This is a genomic window from Mesorhizobium sp. M0106 (assembly GCF_040322715.1).
In the GTDB taxonomy this organism is placed as follows: domain Bacteria; phylum Pseudomonadota; class Alphaproteobacteria; order Rhizobiales; family Rhizobiaceae; genus Mesorhizobium.
This window is the reverse complement of sequence record NZ_JAMYUA010000013.1, coordinates 36,367-54,950: the sequence shown is the minus strand read 5'-3', so window position 1 is coordinate 54,950 and position 18,584 is coordinate 36,367. Positions and strand designations below refer to the sequence as shown.

Sequence of the window (18,584 nt, the reverse complement as noted above, 5' to 3'; positions counted from 1 at the left end):
TCAGGTGCTTTCGCGCTCGACGACGCGATAGCCGGTGAGCACGATTTCTTCGCCGTGTCGTTTCTCGTCGCCTCGGATCACCTGGATCAATCTGCGGGCGGCCTGTTGCCCGATGCCGTAGCAGTCGACATTCACGGTGGTGATGCCGGGATGGCAAAAGGCGGCTACCTCGTAGTCGCCGAAGCCGGCAATGGCGATGTCCTGCGGGATCCGCATGCCCCGGCGCTTGCATTCCATCAGTGCGCCGAAGGCCGAAAGGTCCGAAACGCAGAGTACGGCTTGCGTGTCCGGCCAGCGCTCCAGCATGCTGACGACGGCCTGGCCTCCCTGCTCGATGGATATCGGCGGCACGCCAAAGGAAACGAGGCGCCCGGTTGGCAGGCCGAGCTCCTCAATGGCTCTGACAAAGCCTTCGCGCCGTTGGCTGCCGCGCGTGTCGCGCGAGGTCGTGCCACCGATGTAACCGAATTTATTGTAGCCTTTTCTGGCCAGCGTCTTGACGAGAAGCCCCATCGCCTCTTCGTTGGAGAATCCGACCACCTGATCGATGGGTTTCGCCGGCAACTCCCAGGTTTCGACTACAGGGATGCCCGCGTTTTTAAGAAGCCGGCGGGCGCGCTCCGTATGGGCGCCGCCGGTCAGAATGATGCCTTCGGGCCGCCGACGGAGCATCGCTTCGATCAGCTTTTCCTCCTTCTCGACCGTATAGTCGGTGTAGCCGAGCAGAAGCTGGAGTCCCGTGCTCTCCAGTTCATCCGTTATGCCGCGCGCCGTATCGGCGAAGTTGGAATTGTTGAGTGATGGAACCATCGCGGCAACAAATCCAGTCTTGCGCGAGGACAGGCTGCCGGCCGATTGGTCGAGCACGTAGCCGAGGTCGTTGACCGCGACCATGATCTTTTCCCGCGTCGCCTTGGAAACGAGGCTGCCCTCTTTCAGGGCGCGTGAAACCGTCATGGTGGACACACCTGCCCGCCGCGCCACGTCGACCATCGTCGGGGCGTGGCTCTCGCCCGGTCTCGATGAGGCTGCCTTGGCCATCAGCGCTCTCTACCGGCCGGCCGCGCCGGTCTGATCAAGGCGGAGCGCCAGACACTTGGGCACGAGGTTTATCTGGCGTCCGGCCGCGTTCATGCACCACCTCTTAGAATCGGATCGACTTCGATAATGTTATCGATATCACCGAGAGCTGGCAACAACCAGGTCGTCATGTCCGCCTTGGGTTCTGGCGCTACAGCCATCTTCGCCAAGCGATACGGATACGAGCTGCATCTTCACACCAACCCCACCCTGAAATCCTCCAGGACCTGAGCCAGCCCTCGCGCGCCGAGAAGGGTCACAACACGCTTCGCCTGAAGCTTCGGTACCGCGCGATCGTAAATGGCAAGATTGGTCGCCTCATTGAGGCGCGAGGGATAAATGATCCCGTCGGACTGAGATGGGTGCTCGTGAAACGCCAGTGACCACCGGCGTGCCAGGTTCTGGCGCTGTGCCCGAACGACATCGGTCGGAACACCCATCCTGACGGCATTGTCGGCTCTGAGATCGACCAGGCGTAGGTCTGTCGTGGTCGCGATCTCCGCATATCGCCGTCGGGTCAACTCCACCTCCTCTATTGGAAGATCGTCAAGGATTCCTTCGCGGCGGTCGCGGAGCACGGTCTCGAGGAAGCACACCTTCAGGGAGTCGCCGAGGTAAAGAACGCCAAACCGGTTGGCGTCAACACGGCGTCGAGGATCGCTGAACCGGCTCGGCGACTTCCCGTATCCCAACGGATCGGGATAGGGACTCCAGTAGATCCGGCCGAACGTCCGACCCCGCGGTACGGTCTCGATTTCGAGCTTTGCGCGCCCGAAATCGGGTGGAGGTGGAACGCCGGGCATTCAGTCGAAATCGCCCCTGGCCATGCCTTCCGCCGCGGCCAAAACCGAGGCGTCATCGCCTTGCTGAAGGGCTCGAAGGCCGGTCCGGCCATCGAGGGCGCCATGGCGCGACACCAGAAATCGATAGACGGCCCAGGCACTGTTGCCCAACATGGCATGCAGCGCCGGCAATGCGCCGAAGGGACGACCGTCCTTGTCGAGTTGCCAGACAGGAAAGCGGAAACCGCGTTTGGCGCCATCGATGCCGAGCACCTGCCCACTCTGCCGCCTGGCGTTGACGGTCACGCGCGACGTGCCGAGCAGTCTGGCAAAGGCTTCCGCGCTCAGCATCTCCTCGCCGGCGACAATTTCGGCGACACGCTTGTGGCCACGCGCGCGCGCTTCGGCAAGAGCCGCCTCGAGTTCGGCATCGGGCTTGCCTGTATCCTCGACGGGAAACACATCCGAAGCGATCGGTTGCTCTTCGACCGGCGTGATCGTCTGCGCATCGGCGGCCGGATCGACCTCTACCCGGAACGATACGCGATGGCCGATCTTGCGGCTGCGTGCGATCGCTTCCTGATAGCGTTCGAGCAATACCTTCTTGAAGTCTGCCTGTGCCGGCAGCTTTGTGGTGAAGCTCAGGGCGGCAACTCCCGCATGCGATGCGGTCCCGCTATGATTACTGCGTTTTGGAGCGGCCATGATGAGAACCTCCTGCTGTCATCAATATGGTTGCAGAGCGCAAGTTCGTCAAGTTCGATAATTTCGTAAATCATGGAAGCGGACTAAACAATCCCCCAGGCGCGAAACCTTCCCCTGCCCGTCATCTCGCGCAGGCCGAGCTCGCCGACAAGATTGAGCGCCCCCTGTTTTGTCACGTTCAGGCTGTCCTGGATAAGGCCTGTCGAGACAAGTGGCCGCGACAGCACCAGTTCGATCAAGTCGGGCAGTTTCGAGCTGGCGCGGCGGTCGCGGAGTTTTCGCTCCATCTGGCTTTTGGCCAGCACCAGCCGATCATGTTCCTTCAGGCCGAGCAGGGCGGCGTCGTGGATGGCATCGACAGAGGCCAGCAACCGGTCGGACCGATTGCGCGCCGGCGCCGCTCGCGTGGAATGTTTTTGGCGCCGAGAGGCAGGCCAAAGCGTACAACGCCACACGAGGACGGAAAAATGACCATCACAGTGAAGGTCGCCGAGGCCAAGACCCATCTCTCCGAACTGCTGGCGAAAGTCGAGGCCGGCGAGGAATTGATTATTTCGCGCGGCAACGATCCGATCGCAAAACTCTCCCGAATCCACAAGGGTAACCGGCTGGACGTCTTGATCGACGAGGTTCGCGCCGCGCGCGCCAAGGCGAAGCCAGTGACCACCGAAGAGATCCTGGCCTGGCGTCACGAAGGGCATCGCTACTGACGATCCTGGCCCTCGACGCCTCCTTGCCGCTGCCTGGCTTTTGCGCGAGCAGCACAGTGAGGCGGCCGAAACAACAATCGCGGGACTGAGAGGCCAATCTCCAGTCCCTTCCCTGTTCTTGGCCGGCGCCGGAATCCCTGCTCCTCAAATTCGTCGCTCACCACGTTTGGGATTTTTCGAAACGCGAGGCCGACCCGGCAGGGCATGCCGGCTGACGTAGCGACGTCGCTGGTAGCCCAAGGCCTGTTAAGGGTGACAAAAAAACCGCACGCGTCGTCCACCGTGCACCGGCGGCTGTCGAGCTGGTCAATCTTGACAAATGGCGAAACCTGTCGGGAATTCAATGCGCCGGGGCTGCAGAGCGCAATCAAACTGGCGGTGCGCGCCAAGCCCATCCGCGGCCGCAAGAGCAGGAAGGCTGTGACCGCCGATATTCTGGCCGCCCTCCTGAAGACATGCGCCGGCGACCGTCTCGTTGACGTCAGGGATCGCGCGATTCTCATCACCGCCTTCGCCTCCGGCGGCCGGCGTCGCAGCGAAATTTCTGCTCTTCGCGTCGAACAGCTGGTCGACGAAGACCCGGTTCCGGCCGATCCCAACGCTCCCGGCGGCGATAAATTGCCGTGCCTGTCGATACGGCTCGGCCGCACAGAGAAGACGCAAGCCGACAGCGACGCTTTCGTGCTGCTGGTCGGCCGGCCTGTGCTGGTCTTGAATGACTGGCTGGCGTGCGCCGGGATCAGGGACGGCGCCGTGTTTGGCGGCATCGACCACGGGGCAATCTCGAAGCGCGCGTCCTGACGCCGCAGGCCGTCAATCTGATCCTGAAGCGGCGCACCGCCGAGGCCGGGCTCCATCCGCAAGCCTTCTCCGCCCACAGCTTGCGCTCCGGCTATCTCACCGAAACCGCACGCCGCGGCATTCCGCTGCCCGAAGCCTTGCAGCAGTCGCAGCATCGCTCCGTGCAGCAGGCCTCAAACTATTACAATGACGCGGAACGCACGCTCGCGCGGGCGGCGCGGATAATCGCCTGAGTCGCAATTCGATCCGACCCTTGCGGCGTTAGCTCCAGGACAATTGCTTCCGAGGCAGCCGGCCTCCCGGATCGATCACCTTGACCTGGTGCGGGAGCACCTCGCCCCAGCTCCATAGCACGAGGTTCTGATCACATGTGCCGGCACCTGGCGCGAAGCTGGGCACGACAATGCCGAACTTGCCTTCAGCAACGAGGCGGTCATGGATGCTCCATGAGGGCGGCCGTTTGCCATGGGCGAGAAAATCCATCCAGGCACAAGCCATATCTTCGAACCGGATCCCGGCGTCGGCCTGGCCTTGCGCCGTCCTCAGATCGACAATGTCATCGCAATCGATCTCGTATGAGCAAAGCACGCAGGGATCAATGCGATGTGCAAAACCCTGATTGGCCTCCTTCACGGCCGTCATGATGTCGAGCGCCAGATAAAGCGTAGGCACACCTTTCGGGTTGAACCTGGCACCCCGAATAGCCGCTCCGTCGCCTGAGATAGGCTGGAAAGACCACCGCGGATCATGGGCGCGGTAGCAAATTCCGACAAACCTCAAGCAAAGCCACCAACGGCGACATGATCCAGGTAGTCGCGAACCGCGCTGGCCTTGCCTTCCTTAACCAGAGCTTCCGCCGTCCGCCCGCCGAATGCCGGTATCGGCTGGGCCCGGTACCAGGCCATCGCCTGCTCCTTGCCTCCAGCCCAGTCGATCACCCTGCTGATGATCTCAAGCATTTCACGAAGGCGACCTTGCGTCTTTGCAGCACGGCTACGCTCAACCCTATAGAGGGTTTCCCGCGCAAGACCCGCCGTTTCGGCAAGCTGACCTTTGGACATACCGAATCCATCCGCAACCTGGGCGACAGCGATCTTCCCAGCCCGATCCATATAGGACAGCACCAACGGTTCGTTCTGAACTGGAACTTTCAATGCTTGGGCCATTCCTGTCTCCATTGCCATATTCAGAAACACATTTCTTGTGCATAAGATATGGCACTGCGCGGCGGACTACAAGTCTCGATTGGCGGATGAGACGTCGTTGAGGCCTCACCAGACGCATTCACACGTTCGTGTTCTGGCACATTCCTTGTGTGCACAAAAACCCCAAAAAACGGCCCCGAAACCGGCCAAATGCGCGCATAACGTCCAGTTCTCCCGATCGGCCGCCCATTGGCGATCCCCGTGTCTCGACCGAGGATCGGGCGACCGACGCCCAAGTCGACGAGGTCAAGGCGGCTGGCCGCCGCCTCGTCCACCAGGAGCACCGGCGCCTCGCCCTGCCGGCCGGTGCTGGCGAAGCTGATGCGCGAGATAGCCGCATGTCGCACACACCGCTATGGCGATATAGCGCCCAGAATCTCCAGGGTCGCCGCCGGCGATAGCCTGCCAAGACGGTCACCCACGCTTGCCCTGGGCACCCGTAATGGAAACGATGGCGGGCGCTACCGTGACGAACAGGATATAATGCAAACCAGCAGCAAGCTGGTTGAGGAAAGCCCCACCGTCATGAAGCCAATGAACGAAGAGCACCTCGCGGTCCTACGCAGGCACATGGTCGAGATGATTGCAATCCATACCGACCTTGCAAGCGAAGAACTGGGCAAGGCGGCGCTCGATGAGCGGGTGATGGCAGCGATGCGGCGAGTGCCGCGGCATCTCTTCGTGCCAGCCTCGGTTGCACCTTATGCCTACCAGGACATGCCGCTGCCGATCGGCTTCGATAAAACCGTCTCGCAGCCATTCATCGTCGCTCTCATGACCGATCTCCTTGCTCCCCAACCGCACGAGGCGGTGCTCGAGATCGGCACTGGCCTGGGCTATCAAACCGCAATCCTCGCGCAACTCGCCGGGCAGGTTTGGAGCGTAGAAATCATCGAGGAATTCGTAAGCCGTGCGGAGGCACTCCTGCAAGAGCTAGGCTTATCCAATGTCGGCATTCGTGTCGGAGACGGGTCTCGCGGCTGGCCCGAGCACGCCCCATTCGACAAGATCCTGGTCACGGCGGCGGCTGAGCAGACACCGCCGGCTTTTCTGAAGCAACTCAAGCCGGGGGGACGGCTGGTTTTGCCTTTGGGATCTAAAGAAGCACAGTTTCTGACTGTCATCGCCAAGGATGCGGCAGGGCAGCTCGAGACCCGGAAACTCATCCCGGTTCGGTTCAGCCGGCTCGAAACCGTCTAGTGAGGTGCGACAACTGGCGCGACCGCGCTTTTCCGACCGTCAATCTACCTCATTCAAACAGACGAGGACAGTAGGCCATCCTGCCTCTACCGTAGGTGGTCGTTCTGTCGAACTCATACGGGAGCAATTATTGTAGGTTGTGCGGAAATTGAAGCAACATGCAAACACTGTTGCAGTTCATACACTCGCATCCCGTAGGGGGGACATTCTCGAAGGACGATTGGGGTAACAACGATTTTCTCGGTGTTACCGCAAGAATTTACAAACCCCATTCGGTGATATGCCGCCAGGATGATAACAACGATGGGATATTCATCGTAAAATCGGGTTGGGCCCTCCTTTACCGCGGACTACTGGACGGAGAACGGCAGATCATCGACACTCCTCTGCGGGGGGACATTGTCGGTTTCCGTTCCGTGGACGGACCTCGTTTAGCGTCCCTGGCGTCCATAACCGAACTAGCTGTTTATGAAATTTCCAGCAAGAAACTGGTAGAGGCCATCTTGTCGGAAGGCCGGCTCGGCAAGACTATCGCCTGCTCCCTGGCCCGCCTGAACGCCATCCTTGCCGAACATCTCATGAATGCCGGGCGGCGGAACGCGATGAGCCGCACCGCCCATTTCCTTCTCGAGTTGGAGGAGAGGCTCTCGATCGTTGGCCTGTCGGCCCATGGACGATATGAGTGTCCCCTTACCCAACACGAATTGGCCGACATCCTCGGAATGACCACCGTTCACCTCAATCGGACGTTGAGGGAACTCCGCAAGGCCGATCTTGTCGCTTTCAAGGCCGGCTATGTAGAGGTGATCAACCGCAAGAAGCTGGTCAAAACAGCCGGATTCGACAGCGAGTACCTCAGGTAAAGGTTATTCCCTCTAGCTCGGGTTCAACCGTCTCTAGCGGGGCTTTCGCGTCGCCCCCTGCGGCGCGGTGCTGGGCGCCAGCGCATAGGCCATCAGCAAAATTTCTGCTGGAAGACGACAGTGCGCCGTCGCTGGAGCAGTTCCAGACGATGTTTTCCGGGCTGATAGTGGGCTTACCTGGCCGCAGTCTATCTTGACGAGGGCAGCCGCAAAGGCCCGATTATCATGACCGACGGCACATGGCCTATCGCATGAGGAGAACGTGCTGCCGAAATGCGCGTAAGCTGCCCATAAACGGCGGCAACTACAGCCGGGTGTTCTCGGACCTAAAGCGCTTGGCTACGGATGCCACGAACTGCACCCTGGTCATGCCAATATCCACCTTCAGGAATTCTCGTCCAAAATCGCGAGGAACTACCGATCCTCCCTCGAATGGCTGCTGGACTTGGGGTTTGGCTGAGCGGTCCCATCCTGATAATGGCATCATCGCCTACCCGGTTAGTCAACCTCGCAGAGCTATCCCACTCCTTGGCATTCCTTGAGCGGTCGGGAACCATTTCAACGGTTGGCACATGGCCAAAGGGATTGAATCTGACCGGACCTGCGCGTCACGATCGAACTCGCGGGAGCTTCAAGGCGGAGTGACGCGGTCTCAACACATGCCCTCAGGCGACCGTCGACGCGAAATTTTCTAAAAATTAACTTATGTTAGAGAACGCTTATAAATAGACGATAGGCTGCACAAGCTGTTCTCGGCTAGGGGCGAAGAACTGCTGAAACTGCTGGGTGAGCCTCACGCTTTCACAAGGGCTGGGTGTTCAATCACAAGTGCATTCAAACACAGGGCAGCGTATTCAAGCTTTCAGATTGCAAAGAATGAGGGGTGTTTTGGCAGCCGCAACGCGGCTTGTGCGAAAAGATTGGGGATTGACGTGGATTCCACAGCAGGACGGCATAAACACACGGCCAATCGGTCAGGAGTCCTGTCCAGAGAAACGAAAAGCGTCCACGGCCATGCAGGCAAAGGAAGCCTCCTCGTCCTGGACGGAAGGGCCCTAGACCGCGAGTGTCTCGCTCTTGCCCTCGCGGACCACGAACTCGGCATGGAAATCGCGGCCATGGGTTCGATCGATGAATGGCGCGTGAAGAAGGGCTCGGTCCCTCCCCTTGCAGCCATACTCTTGAACCTTGGCGGCCGGAAGGTCACCGATCATGGGATCGCAGACGAGATTAGGCATATTTCGTCCGAATTCAAATCAGTCCCTGTAGTTATCCTGGCCGACACCGAAGATCTTGCACACATATTGAGCGCTCTCGAATGCGGCGCACGCGGCTACATTCCGACCTCGGTCGGAATCGATGTCTGTGTCGAGGCTATAAACCTTGCGGCAGCGGGAGGTATCTTCGTCACTGCGAGCAGTGTCCTTTGCATGCGCCACCTGATAGGTTCGGACAGCCGCGACACGCAGCCTTTGAAGGGCATGTTCACGCTTAGGCAGGCCGAGGTCGCCCAGGCGCTCCGGCGCGGAAAAGCGAACAAGATCATCGCCTACGAACTCAACCTGCGAGAAAGCACCGTGAAGGTCCACATCCGAAACATCATGAAGAAGCTGAAGGCGACCAACCGCACGGAAGTCGCCTACAAGGTCAACGATCTCATCGCGAGAAGGAACTCTTCCTGAAGCGTTCCCAAGCAATAAGACGGCCCGCCTCGGGTGAATCCCGCGGGCCGTCTTATTGACAGTCGCGGGATCTCCGTTGCAGTGAATGGCATCCGGGAAGCGCCCGAGATACAGCCGAGGTACAGGGGCCAGCCGCGGGTTGCCCCTAGCTTCCTGATACCATGCTGTAGGAGGATTTTGGCGGGGTGCTCCGAAGCCCCGGCTTCGTCGCGATGATCTTGTTCTCCAGTCCTTTGGAAAGCTGTTCCAAGGCCGCGGTGTCGTCGGCAGTGTGTCCGCCTCGGGCCTCCACCATAGGTGCCAACCGAGACCCAATAGGGAAGGCGTAAATCCTCAGCCGAGCATGTAGACCTTACAGCCGGAATGGAGGATCCGCATGGCCCCGGGTCCGGGGAGCATGCGGCCGCCGAAGCTCTCTGCGCTCGATCCCAACCGGCAGGGCGGCGTAGACATACCGTCCCCTGTTCCTGCAGGATGTTCAGGCGTGGAGTGCTCACGCCGCTCTCGTCGTCAGCTACACTGCGCCGAGACGGCTGGCATGAGGACGATAAGGGCCGCCGACGGTGCACTGCCGGTGATGAGCACGACCTCACTTCAGTTGCGGACCAATAATGCTGGCCAATAAGGTGACGGCGGGGCTAAGTCCCGCCCGGCGAGGGTAGGTATGGGACATGGGCCGAAAGACTTCGCTGGGACCTGCATGGGCACGCAAGCCAAGAAGCTTCCAGGCGACAGGAAACTTGCCTCGCGGACGATCGATTGAGAAGGGAATGCGCGACTTCCGCCAGGCGGGAAGCTGACCGCAAATCGGGTTAACTTTCTGCCGCTGAATCGGCCGATCCATCTGCACTGTCAGGGAAAGTGTGTCTGGCCACCCATCTTATGGCTTCTTCGATCGTATCGAAATTCTTGTGCTGCCCGCTCAGCAGCCCGAAGCCTGTCTCGAGGAACCATTTGCCCTTCGTGGAGTAGGCTTCCTCGTCGATCTGAGTAAGGACCGCAACCAGTTGATCCCGTTTCCACACCAAAACCCCGGACTCTCCGCCCTCGACCGTTCCGATCCGCGCTTTTTTGAACGAAAATCCAGGAGCTATTTTTCCCTTGCCCACTTTGATGCACCCTCAACTTCAAAATGGATAGTAGAAACGATCGGCTTGCACATGGCTAGTTCTGTACTATCTTTGCTTGTAGATGTCTTTTTTGCCGGACCACTGTAGAACAACTAGTTAAGCAGATCACACTGTGAGTTCAAGGCCCACTCCATTTTCGACGGTCGCCCCGTAAGTCTTTTGCGAGAGAATGTTCGCAAACTGCTAAGTATTTTTCCCTTCCGGAGCGTGAAAGCCTCGGCGAAATGCTCGGGTGCCCGGCATTCCATCCAGCGCAACCTCGCAAGCCCAGCGAGTGTCTGACGGTCGAACCAGTCCTTGGTGCGCCGCGTTCCGAAGTGCTTGTCGAGGAGCTCGATCTTGCGTTCCAGCACGTCGGCCGTGAGCGGCACGTAGGCATTGGGGTGGCACCAGATGATCGCGGAAGACGTTCCAGGTCAGTTGGTTGAACCTCCCGGGGGTCCTGATGGGCGTCGAACTTGGCCTGGGTTAACACCACGTCGCTATGAACCCGGCATCTGTCTGCGAAATCCGCGACTGCAATCACTAAAGGCCGGGTTGTGGTCCCGTTGGAGGGTCCACCTCAGCGCCCCATTGCGATCCGTCGCTGTCAAGACCCGGAGGCGGTCACACAGGATGAGTGTTCTTGAGAAGGTGGTACTCCTTTTGTCCTTCAAGTAGCTCTTGCGGATGGTGAGAAGGCTGAGTAGCCGTGTTTTCGGTCCCTGACGGACCTTTGCCAGGAGCGGAAGTGAGCATACCATGGTTCATCGCCCAAACTGCAGCCTGGGTACGGTTGCCGACCCGAATCTTTCGAAGGATGGCCTTCACGTGTACCTTCACCGTCGCTTCGGCGATGTTAATCTTGCGCGCGATTGTCTTGTTAGACTCCCCTCCGATCAGGCAACGTATAATACAATCTTCCCGAGCTGACAGCATTGATGGTTTTCGATCAGCGTTCTCCATTGTAACAGCCACATTTGTAAACTCATGTACTGCTATTTCATCATATTTCAAACCATGTCTTATGTCCTGAATAAACGTCGAAGTTTCCGCAGGTAGAACCGTCTGCCCTAGCATAACCAATTCGAGAGCTTTGATGAAGGTGTCGTGAGCGGCAACTTTTGTCAAATACGCGTCAGCTCCCGCACGAAGGGCTGAAACTATGTCGTTCGGTCGACAGTGATCGGCTAGCGCAACGACATGGCTGGTCGGATAAATCCCTTTAAATTCTGAAATTTGTGCGAATCCAGCATCTGCATCAATACCGTCGACATCCATGATGAGCAAGATGGACCGGTGCTTGGGCAGCGGCTTCTGCAGGAGGTCGTGAACACAAGCCGCAGAGAAAAGAATACGAAACTTTGCTGCATCCAGAATTAGAACAAGGCCCTCTCGGAGTAACTCGCTTTGGCTGACAAGCACTGTCATAAAAGACTTTGTGATCATCAAGGATTTCATTGTCATCGTAGCCTCCCCTGACGCGATTGAGGTACGCGCGTCTCGCAAGGCGCTCCTCGCATAGTTTCTTTTTTGACCGTGTTACCTTACGCCAGGAAAACCCTAGACAAGAACACCCTCTTTAGGCGTAGGGTAACTTCGTCGAGGGGTACCCCGGATTTTCAAGCCCGAGGCCTTAGTGAGGAGTGCGAGCCCTGGGTTTCAGCCGCTCCGGGCGGCAACCAGCACCATCGTGGCGCCGCATGCGCGGACCGCGAGAGTTGCCGGACTTGGTCTCCCGTGGGGCGTGGGTGGTGCCGCCGCTCTGGCGCGGGGGGCGCGGCGTGTCAGGCGGGAGAACCGCTGGCCCAGGCGACCCGCGCCGCGACCAGCCGCCATTTTGGGATGACGGCGCAGGCCGAGGAGAAGGCGATCTTGGCGCGGCGCGCGCTGATCCTGACCAGCGCCCGAGCTTCACCAGCTTGAGGAGCAATGTGCCACAGCTGGCGTGGCGACTGGGTGTGGGCCAGCGCGATGAGCCGCAGCGCGCACAACAGCTCGGATACCTTCCGGGCATCGAAATGGGCGATGGTCTGCCTTCGTTGCGTTGCACCTGCGGTGAGCAACAGAGGAGTTGCCTGGCGCGCCCCCTGGGGCGGCCCATATCGGGGCAGCGCTGCCGGGGAAGTCCTTTGGGTGAGATCCGGCGAGAGAAATGAGTGAGGCGGGCCAGTTCTGCTATTGCTACCGCGGTAGAATTGCCAAGATTGGCGGCTTCGTCGAGGTTCGCCTCTTCAAATCAGGCGGGTCAGCCGTCGATCAGGGGATCGACGTAGCAGAATGATCGGAGCCGGAGATCGTGATCGGCTCGTTTTCCAGAGCCAGGACGACGAAGTTGGAGACGGCCAGCCATTCTGCGAATGCATGTTGGGGCCGCAGGGGGTTCGAGACGCTGCGTCGGACCACTATTTCCGGCTCTTCGTTGCGTTCGATCGCCTTTGTCCCGTTTGCCATCAAAGGGGTTCTCCTTCAGCGCAGCAACAATCTGCTCATTGGACGAGTTCGCCGGAGGGGGCGTTTATCCGGAAGGAGTGCCAACAAAGGGGTAGTTGTGCCGCTAGCGGTGAAGGGTCACGATAAGGTAGAGCCTTCCCCGTCGACCGAATGCTCGCGACTTCGGGATGGGCTGGCTACCATTGAAATTGAAAGCCACGCGCCATGGCCATGGATGCAAAACACAATTCCGAGCCCGTCACTCCCTTGTCACAGGCGGCCCGCCGCAGCGGAATGAAGGCCGTCCTGCTTGTCTTGGGGATCTCCGGGGTCGCCGTCCTGGGAGCGGGAGCGGTCAGAAACTGGGAGCCCATCGAAGTTGTTTCCAGAGCCGTAATGGAGAAGGTCGAGGATGCCTCCGCAGCCGTGTTGCAGAAGGTCGAGGATACCTCCGGAGCCCTAATGGAGAAGGTCGAAGATGCCTCCGCAGCCGTGGTGCAGAAGGTGAAGGACGCCTCCGCAGCCGCGATGCAGAAGGTCAGGGACGCCTCCGGCGCCGCGATGCAGAAGGTCGAGGATGTCTCCGGAACCGTGGTGCCGAGGATCCAGGATGTCTCCGAAGCCGTGGTGCAGAGGGTCGAGAATGTCTCCGGAGCCGTGATGCAGAAGGTGTCTGCTGCTATCGATAGCTGGCAAGAACAGCCGGGCCACGCCACGGCCGAACCCTCCCGTGCGCTCGTGTCGGGACCGGATGCGTCGGCCGCGACGTTCGTCGAACGGAGCGCCGTCCCTGAGGTCCCCGCTAGCGCCGAGCCCCCCCAAACCCTCAGCACGGGATCGGATGCATCGGCCGCGGCGTTGATCGAGCGGAGCGTCGTCCCTGCCGTTCCCACCAGTGCCGAGCGCCCCAAAACCCTCAGCAAGGCGCCAGGCATGCCAACCGGAGCCCTGTTTGGCGTCGGTGACCGCCTCAAGGTCGCATTCTACGAGCGCGTCGACGTCGAGGAAGACAAGTGGGGGGGCGCATCTTCGGCCTTGCACGGCATCCTGCAGCGTCCGGAACTGAGCGGCGAATATATTGTCCAAGAGGACGGCACGATTTCCGTGCCCTTGCTTGGCTCCATTCCGGTCGCCAACCGGTCAACGCAACAGGTACAGGCCGACCTGGTGAAAACCTTCAATCAACTGGTGGGCCGCGAGGGACTGGTCAACATCCTGCCGCTGGAGCGCCCGCCCATTTACGTACTGGGGCCGGTCAAGAATCCAGGCTCGTTCAAATACGCGGCCGGCATGACGGTCCTGCACGCGATCGCGCTGGCCGGCGGACTCGACCGCGCCGAGAGCGAGCCGTGGCAGAAGATCGAAGCCGTGCGTGAGACCCAGAAGCGGAGCGGGGCGATCGATGCCTTGTTGAAATTGCTCGCGCGCGCGGCAGTGCTGAAGGCCGAGCGCGACGGTACAGCACCCACTATCCCGCGCCAGTTGCTTGAACTGGCCGGCGCCACCGAAGCGGCTAACCTCGTCAACGAGCAGAGCGAGCGGCGCAAGGCCGTCGCCACGGCGCACAAGGATCGCGAGCGCGCGAACCTGCGGGCGCTGGAGGCCGCCAGGCAGGATGTTGTCGCTTATGGGCGCACGGAGTCGCTCGACAAACTCGTCAAGCTGCGCCAGGAGCGCGTCAACAGCATGCGCACGCTCGTGGACCGCAAAGTTCTCAGCATGACGGTGATGGATCAGATCCAGAGTGAGTTGTCCGACGCGGAACAGCGTCGGCAGGACGCCCTTAACCAATACGCAAGCGCCAAGCAGCGCCTCGCTTCGCTGGAGTCTGAGGTGTTGCGGACCCGGGCCGACCTCAGGAACGATCTGGAGATCGAGATCGAGACCGCGGAGAGCCAGATCGCGGCCAATGTGCGCGAGTTGAACGCCAGCGAAGGCGTCCTGTACACATTGCCCGTGGCCCGCGTCCAGTTTGCCAAGGACGCGAACAGCGCAACCTATCAAATCGTGCGGCAATCGGCAGCGGGGCCGGTCAGCATTGAGTCCGTCGGGATGACCCTGTTGCAGCCAGGTGACCTCGTCAACATCATCGTGGGCGAAAGCGAGCCAAGAGAGCCGGCCGGTTCGCCGGTCCCGACCTCGTGGCCGACCGGTGAGAGCTTGCCGGCCGCGTCGAACCCCTACGATGTCGAGCCTTCCCGCGTGGTGAGGGAATAGAGGATCGGTCCGAAATTGATGCCCGGCAAGGAGATTGGTCTGCATGGCTGGTCTGCGTAGTGAACTCGTCGGGACGAAAGTGGGAAGCGAAACGACCACTCGCCGTCGCCGACAGCTTGAGCCGCTTCATAAGGAGCATGTCCGCCTCCGCTCAGGAGTTCGGATCACTGACAAAGGTGCAGTGAGATGACATCGAACGGGATACAGGTGCCTATCAAGCGGGATTGGTCAAAGATTTCGGAATTTTGTCACGACGCGCGCACGCCCGAGCGGATATTTGCGCACTATCAAATCGAGAAAGCTCTGGCTGCTCAGCTGCTGAATTCAGATCAAGACGCTCGGCTCAGCCTCTATGCTGAAGTATACGGCAAACTTTTCACTTCCCTTGAAGATCATCCCCAAAATAGAAATGAATACAGAGACGATCGTATAGTCAATCTTCAGACCACCCTTTTAAGAACGCTTATCCAGAAAGGCGCGCGTTTCGGCGAATTGGGGGCCGGTGATTGTAAGCTTAGCCTCAGCATGTGCAGTCATTGCTCGTCAGTAAATGCAATCGACGTAACTGACGCGTTACTGCCACCTGGGGAGAAGCCCGTCAATTTTCAATTTTTGTTAGGATCGATGGTATTCATCTACCTTTCGCAGATAATAGTCTCGATTTTATGTTCAGCGATCAGTTGATGGAGCACCTACACCCCGACGACGCAGTAAGGCAGCTTTCCGAGGTCTATCGTGTTCTTTCACCCGGCGGTGCTTACTATTGCATCACTCCAAACGCCGTCACGGGCCCTCACGACATTTCGGTATACTTTGACAACGTTGCATGTGGATTCCACCTGAAGGAATATAGCTATCGTGAGCTGTCACGCGCGTTTACGGGAATTGGCCTTCGAAAGCAGGCTGTGCTGTTCGGCAATGGGGCCGTTAATGTGCTCGTTCCTGCCAAAATTGGGATCATGCTCGAAATGATCATGCAAGGAGTTTGGCGGCGGCGATCGAGACCCACTACGAATTCGGTTCTTCGGCATCTGATGGGGATTCGCCTGCTCGGCTATAAATGAGCGCGCGAGCCGCTGCGGTTTGAGACAATGCCTCGGAAACGCCTTCGCTGGTCCCGGCCGCTTTAAAAGGCGCCGTGTGAAGCGGTCGCTCGTCCTCCTGCAGCCGGCACAGACTAGGCTCTCCGTGAGTAGTCAAGAATAGGGTCTTCACTTTTAGCGCCTCCCGACATGAAGTCTTCTCCAAACAGGAAAACCCCGGGTGCTCCATGGACGAACAGCAGCGTGCAGCGAGGATACTCCTGGCATTCCCGCCGCAATGCGCAAAGTATCAGGAAGATGGTTGTATATCAGGACCTCTTGGTGTCTCAGCCATCGGTGCGGAACCCTATCGCGTGGCTTCAGTAGAACAAGCCATGCGCCAGGATATGGTCATCGACGTTACCGTGGAGGACTTGCCGGACATCGCGACACTCGAGACCGCTTGGAATGAGCTCGAAGCGCGAGCAACGCACTCATTCTATCTGTCCTGGCTCTGGATCGGAACTTGGCTGCGGCATCTGCCGGGGGGCGCGCAACCACATGTTCTAGTCGCTCGGACGTCAAGCAGGATCGTTGGCTTGGCGATTATTTGCCGGCGGAGGGCGTGGAGTTTCGGGCGGCATGCGCGGGCGCGTTGGCTGCTCAATGAAACCGGAGATGTTCGATTCGATCGATTGTTCATCGAGTATAACGATATTCTTGCGGAGCGATCCCTGGCCGATGCCACTCGAGCGGCATGCGTCGAGGCCTTGGCGCATCACTTGCGCCGCTCTGACCAACTGGTGTTCTCCGGAATTGATTCCGACTTCGAATTGGCCGCTTGTCGCACCGCGGGCCGGGCCGGGCTCCTTACTGAGGTGAAAGCAGAAGATACGGCACGGTGGATCGATTTCGCCAAAGTCCGCCAGAAAGGCGCAAATTACCGCGCCACATTAGGCCGCAATACTCGCCAAGCGGTAAGCCGTGCCATGCGGTTATATGCGGAACGCGGCCCCGTTGCGTTCCGGACTGTCGAAGTGACATCGGAGGCGCTCGCCGCGTTTGATTTGCTGGCCGAGCTTCATCAGGCGCGATGGGGACGCAGGGGAGCCTTTGCCAACCCGAGCTTCCGTCGATTTCACGAGGAGCTCATTGCGCGCGGCGTTCCCACGGGGACCGTCCGCATTTCACAGACGTTGGCCGGGGACCAGACAGTCGGGGTCCTGTACAATTTCGTGTGTGACGGCCGTGTTCTCAACTATCAAAGCGGCTTTCTTTATGAGCGCGATGGCCGGCTCAAGCCAGGGCTTATCAGCCATGTGCTGGCTATTGAGGACAGCATCGGACGCGGCGAGTGCGGCTACGATTTTCTGGCAGGCTTCGCCGGGCACAAGTCCCACCTGGCCAATGCGGAGCATCCCATGAAGTGGATCGCAATAGGCAGAGACAGTCCAGAGCGCCGCATCGAGGCACAGCTGCGCGGTGCCAAGCGGGTGCTAGGGACCATTGCTGCTCACATGAAACAGGCCGCGGCTTGAAGCGTCGACTGAAAAAAGGAGCCGCCACTTTGTATCAAGTATTGGGCAGGCTCTTCCACAATCGATCGGCGGGTTCGGCCCTTCGGCAGGCGAGGACCAAGGGGAGGTTGGATTTGCTTACTTTATGCGATGTGACCGTTGTCGGTGCTGGCCACTTTGGACTATCGGCAGTGCCGGATAAGCACAGCGCGTATTCCGTTCAATTCGGGATCAGAGCACCAGTTCGCGCGGCGGGCTCCCTAATCTATGTTTCAGCGTGGCGGAATTGGTAGACGCACCGCACGGTTAATGCGACGCCGAAAGGCTTGTAGGTTCGACTCCTACCGCTGGAGCCATAGATTACAAGTAGCCGCGTAGCCACCATTTTAAGTGGTTGAATAAGCGCCTTTCGGCCGCCTTTCTTCCCGTGCAGGAGTACCCTTGGTCCACCAGATCCGCCGCCGGCAGGGCGAGGTTCACCGCAGCGGCCGCGGCGCTCGTCATCCGTCATCCAGCAGTTGGAGCTCCGCTGCAGCGAGATCGCCCGCGGGGCGATGATGGGCTTTGCCGGCGCCACGCAGGTTGCAATCCTCACCATCGACGTCCACGGTGTCATCCGGTTCGCCAACCATGCGGCCGGCGCGCTGTTTGGCTGGGATCTTACGGAGATATCGGGCACCGATCGTCATGATCGTCCCCGAGCGGCTGCGTAACGCCCACAATGCGGGACTGGCGCGCGTCGCCCGCTGGGCGGCGAATCCAAGCTCGCCGGAAAGACGGTCGAGATCGCCGCCCGCCTCGCCCAACTCTATCTGCGTGCCTCCACCGCCGAGCAGGACGCCAGCCGGGCCCGCTGTGGAAACCAAGCCGAAATCGGCGATGTTCGAACGGGACTGGCGATGCGGACCTATTGAGAACCGATCAATTACTCAGAAGAGGTAATCCGAATTGGATCTTTAACGACGGCGCTATCGCGTCGTCCCCAGAAACCAAGTCTTCCATAAGGCATAAAAGCCGCGCGGCCAGGCCGGGAGGCTTCCGTCGTCCAGCAGCAAAAGCGCATCGCCCAGGCGCCCACTCAGCCGCACAAGCGAAGCGCGGAGATTGCTTTGATCTGATGTAATTCCGCATCCAGGTAACTGCTTTTTGGCAAAAGCCGGCGCAGCAGCCTTGCTCGTCAGAGCAGGAGATCATTGGAGCGCCAGTTCATTGTCAATCCGGCAAGATAAAGTTGGCAGTTTCGCCTCCGGCAGACCCC

General features: G+C 59.6%; 18 protein-coding genes, 1 tRNA gene and 3 pseudogenes. 10 read left to right on the top strand and 12 right to left on the bottom strand.

All coding sequences use genetic code 11. The features are described 5' to 3' along the window. The 4 genes and pseudogenes from NKJ55_RS15145 to NKJ55_RS15130 form a co-directional block, all read right to left on the bottom strand. On the bottom strand, window positions 1–1,041 hold the full coding sequence (locus NKJ55_RS15145) for a LacI family DNA-binding transcriptional regulator (protein ID WP_352450605.1): 1,041 nt from the start codon (window positions 1,039–1,041) through the stop codon (window positions 1–3). A 233-nt stretch (window positions 1,042–1,274) separates the two neighbouring features. Beyond that, a complete protein-coding gene (locus NKJ55_RS15140) occupies window positions 1,275–1,883 on the bottom strand; it encodes an RES family NAD+ phosphorylase (protein WP_352450604.1) in 609 nt (202 codons plus the stop codon). Next, the gene (locus tag NKJ55_RS15135; RefSeq protein WP_352450603.1) at window positions 1,884–2,567 is read right to left on the bottom strand and encodes an XRE family transcriptional regulator; all 684 of its coding nucleotides are present in this window, start codon (window positions 2,565–2,567) and stop codon (window positions 1,884–1,886) included. It abuts the gene before it with no gap. 83 nt (window positions 2,568–2,650) lie between these two features. After that, window positions 2,651–2,994 (bottom strand): annotated as a pseudogene (locus NKJ55_RS15130) (helix-turn-helix domain-containing protein); the annotation flags it as partial. A 40-nt stretch (window positions 2,995–3,034) separates the two neighbouring features. Here NKJ55_RS15130 and NKJ55_RS15125 point away from each other — a divergent pair. Together NKJ55_RS15125 and NKJ55_RS15120 are read left to right on the top strand one after the other, a co-directional pair. After that, window positions 3,035–3,277, top strand: a complete 243-nt coding sequence (locus NKJ55_RS15125; protein WP_352450602.1) for a type II toxin-antitoxin system Phd/YefM family antitoxin — start codon at window positions 3,035–3,037, stop codon at window positions 3,275–3,277. 110 nt (window positions 3,278–3,387) lie between these two features. Next, a pseudogene (locus NKJ55_RS15120) lies at window positions 3,388–4,311 on the top strand (tyrosine-type recombinase/integrase); the annotation flags it as partial. 28 nt (window positions 4,312–4,339) lie between these two features. On the opposite strand, the gene NKJ55_RS15115 reads toward NKJ55_RS15120, so the two are convergent. Both NKJ55_RS15115 and NKJ55_RS15110 read right to left on the bottom strand, forming a co-directional pair. After that, window positions 4,340–4,858 carry an RES family NAD+ phosphorylase gene (locus NKJ55_RS15115; RefSeq protein ID WP_352450601.1) on the bottom strand — a complete coding sequence of 173 codons (519 nt, stop codon included), beginning with the start codon at window positions 4,856–4,858 and terminating at the stop codon, window positions 4,340–4,342. Beyond that, window positions 4,855–5,244 (bottom strand): antitoxin Xre/MbcA/ParS toxin-binding domain-containing protein, encoded by a 390-nt coding sequence (locus NKJ55_RS15110; RefSeq protein WP_352450600.1) that lies wholly within the window; start codon window positions 5,242–5,244, stop codon window positions 4,855–4,857. Before NKJ55_RS15110 ends, NKJ55_RS15115 begins: the two co-directional genes overlap by 4 nt. A 564-nt stretch (window positions 5,245–5,808) precedes the next feature. Here NKJ55_RS15110 and NKJ55_RS15100 point away from each other — a divergent pair. The 3 genes from NKJ55_RS15100 (at window position 5,809) to NKJ55_RS15090 (ending at window position 9,028) form a co-directional block, all read left to right on the top strand. Next, window positions 5,809–6,483 carry a protein-L-isoaspartate(D-aspartate) O-methyltransferase gene (locus tag NKJ55_RS15100; RefSeq protein ID WP_352450686.1) on the top strand — a complete coding sequence of 225 codons (675 nt, stop codon included), beginning with the start codon at window positions 5,809–5,811 and terminating at the stop codon, window positions 6,481–6,483. 158 nt (window positions 6,484–6,641) lie between these two features. Further along, window positions 6,642–7,346: a Crp/Fnr family transcriptional regulator gene (locus NKJ55_RS15095; RefSeq protein ID WP_352450599.1), complete on the top strand. Its 705-nt coding sequence runs from the start codon at window positions 6,642–6,644 to the stop codon at window positions 7,344–7,346. Window positions 7,347–8,329: 983 nt separating this feature from the next. Beyond that, the gene (locus NKJ55_RS15090) at window positions 8,330–9,028 is read left to right on the top strand and encodes a LuxR C-terminal-related transcriptional regulator (RefSeq protein WP_352450685.1); all 699 of its coding nucleotides are present in this window, start codon (window positions 8,330–8,332) and stop codon (window positions 9,026–9,028) included. Between the two features lie 812 nt (window positions 9,029–9,840). On the opposite strand, the gene NKJ55_RS15085 is transcribed toward NKJ55_RS15090, so the two are convergent. The 5 genes and pseudogenes from NKJ55_RS15085 to NKJ55_RS15065 all read right to left on the bottom strand — a co-directional run bounded on the left by NKJ55_RS15085 (window position 9,841) and on the right by NKJ55_RS15065 (window position 12,591). Continuing rightward, window positions 9,841–10,137 (bottom strand): hypothetical protein, encoded by a 297-nt coding sequence (locus NKJ55_RS15085; RefSeq protein ID WP_352450598.1) that lies wholly within the window; start codon window positions 10,135–10,137, stop codon window positions 9,841–9,843. Window positions 10,138–10,355: 218 nt separating this feature from the next. Then, a pseudogene (locus tag NKJ55_RS15080) lies at window positions 10,356–10,663 on the bottom strand (PIG-L deacetylase family protein); the annotation flags it as partial. 101 nt (window positions 10,664–10,764) lie between these two features. Next, window positions 10,765–11,604 carry a LuxR C-terminal-related transcriptional regulator gene (locus tag NKJ55_RS15075; RefSeq protein ID WP_352450597.1) on the bottom strand — a complete coding sequence of 280 codons (840 nt, stop codon included), beginning with the start codon at window positions 11,602–11,604 and terminating at the stop codon, window positions 10,765–10,767. Between the two features lie 320 nt (window positions 11,605–11,924). Next, entirely contained in the window at window positions 11,925–12,203 is a 279-nt protein-coding gene (locus tag NKJ55_RS15070; RefSeq protein ID WP_352450596.1) for a hypothetical protein, read from the bottom strand. Between the two features lie 193 nt (window positions 12,204–12,396). Further along, the gene (locus NKJ55_RS15065; protein WP_352450595.1) at window positions 12,397–12,591 is read right to left on the bottom strand and encodes a hypothetical protein; all 195 of its coding nucleotides are present in this window, start codon (window positions 12,589–12,591) and stop codon (window positions 12,397–12,399) included. 204 nt (window positions 12,592–12,795) lie between these two features. On the opposite strand from NKJ55_RS15065, the gene NKJ55_RS15060 reads away from it, so the two are divergent. The 5 genes from NKJ55_RS15060 to NKJ55_RS15040 all read left to right on the top strand — a co-directional run bounded on the left by NKJ55_RS15060 (window position 12,796) and on the right by NKJ55_RS15040 (window position 17,682). After that, entirely contained in the window at window positions 12,796–14,787 is a 1,992-nt protein-coding gene (locus NKJ55_RS15060) for a polysaccharide biosynthesis/export family protein (protein WP_352450594.1), read from the top strand. Window positions 14,788–14,973: 186 nt separating this feature from the next. Next, window positions 14,974–15,471 carry a hypothetical protein gene (locus NKJ55_RS15055; RefSeq protein WP_352450593.1) on the top strand — a complete coding sequence of 166 codons (498 nt, stop codon included), beginning with the start codon at window positions 14,974–14,976 and terminating at the stop codon, window positions 15,469–15,471. Continuing rightward, window positions 15,453–15,851 (top strand): class I SAM-dependent methyltransferase, encoded by a 399-nt coding sequence (locus tag NKJ55_RS15050; protein ID WP_352450592.1) that lies wholly within the window; start codon window positions 15,453–15,455, stop codon window positions 15,849–15,851. The genes NKJ55_RS15055 and NKJ55_RS15050 overlap by 19 nt, the downstream gene beginning before the upstream one ends. Window positions 15,852–16,057: 206 nt before the next feature. Then, entirely contained in the window at window positions 16,058–17,347 is a 1,290-nt protein-coding gene (locus NKJ55_RS15045) for a GNAT family N-acetyltransferase (RefSeq protein WP_352450591.1), read from the top strand. Window positions 17,348–17,597: 250 nt separating this feature from the next. Continuing rightward, a tRNA-Asn gene (locus NKJ55_RS15040) sits at window positions 17,598–17,682 on the top strand. Window positions 17,683–17,826: 144 nt separating this feature from the next. Here the strand turns inward: NKJ55_RS15040 and NKJ55_RS15035 are convergent. Continuing rightward, entirely contained in the window at window positions 17,827–18,132 is a 306-nt protein-coding gene (locus NKJ55_RS15035) for a hypothetical protein (RefSeq protein ID WP_352450590.1), read from the bottom strand. Window positions 18,133–18,584 lie beyond the last annotated feature (452 nt).

Excerpts from the sequence above, each read along its gene's own strand:
- NKJ55_RS15145 (WP_352450605.1), bottom strand. The coding sequence starts at position 1,041 with ATGGCCAAGGCAGCCTCATCGAGACCGGGCGAGAGCCACGCCCCGACG.
- NKJ55_RS15140 (WP_352450604.1), bottom strand. The coding sequence starts at position 1,883 with ATGCCCGGCGTTCCACCTCCACCCGATTTCGGGCGCGCAAAGCTCGAA.
- NKJ55_RS15135 (WP_352450603.1), bottom strand. The coding sequence starts at position 2,567 with ATGGCCGCTCCAAAACGCAGTAATCATAGCGGGACCGCATCGCATGCG.
- NKJ55_RS15125 (WP_352450602.1), top strand. The coding sequence starts at position 3,035 with ATGACCATCACAGTGAAGGTCGCCGAGGCCAAGACCCATCTCTCCGAA.
- NKJ55_RS15110 (WP_352450600.1), bottom strand. The coding sequence starts at position 5,244 with ATGGCCCAAGCATTGAAAGTTCCAGTTCAGAACGAACCGTTGGTGCTG.
- NKJ55_RS15100 (WP_352450686.1), top strand. The coding sequence starts at position 5,809 with ATGAAGCCAATGAACGAAGAGCACCTCGCGGTCCTACGCAGGCACATG.
- NKJ55_RS15095 (WP_352450599.1), top strand. The coding sequence starts at position 6,642 with ATGCAAACACTGTTGCAGTTCATACACTCGCATCCCGTAGGGGGGACA.
- NKJ55_RS15075 (WP_352450597.1), bottom strand. The coding sequence starts at position 11,604 with ATGACAATGAAATCCTTGATGATCACAAAGTCTTTTATGACAGTGCTT.
- NKJ55_RS15065 (WP_352450595.1), bottom strand. The coding sequence starts at position 12,591 with ATGGCAAACGGGACAAAGGCGATCGAACGCAACGAAGAGCCGGAAATA.
- NKJ55_RS15060 (WP_352450594.1), top strand. The coding sequence starts at position 12,796 with ATGGCCATGGATGCAAAACACAATTCCGAGCCCGTCACTCCCTTGTCA.
- NKJ55_RS15055 (WP_352450593.1), top strand. The coding sequence starts at position 14,974 with ATGACATCGAACGGGATACAGGTGCCTATCAAGCGGGATTGGTCAAAG.
- NKJ55_RS15050 (WP_352450592.1), top strand. The coding sequence starts at position 15,453 with ATGTTCAGCGATCAGTTGATGGAGCACCTACACCCCGACGACGCAGTA.
- NKJ55_RS15045 (WP_352450591.1), top strand. The coding sequence starts at position 16,058 with ATGGACGAACAGCAGCGTGCAGCGAGGATACTCCTGGCATTCCCGCCG.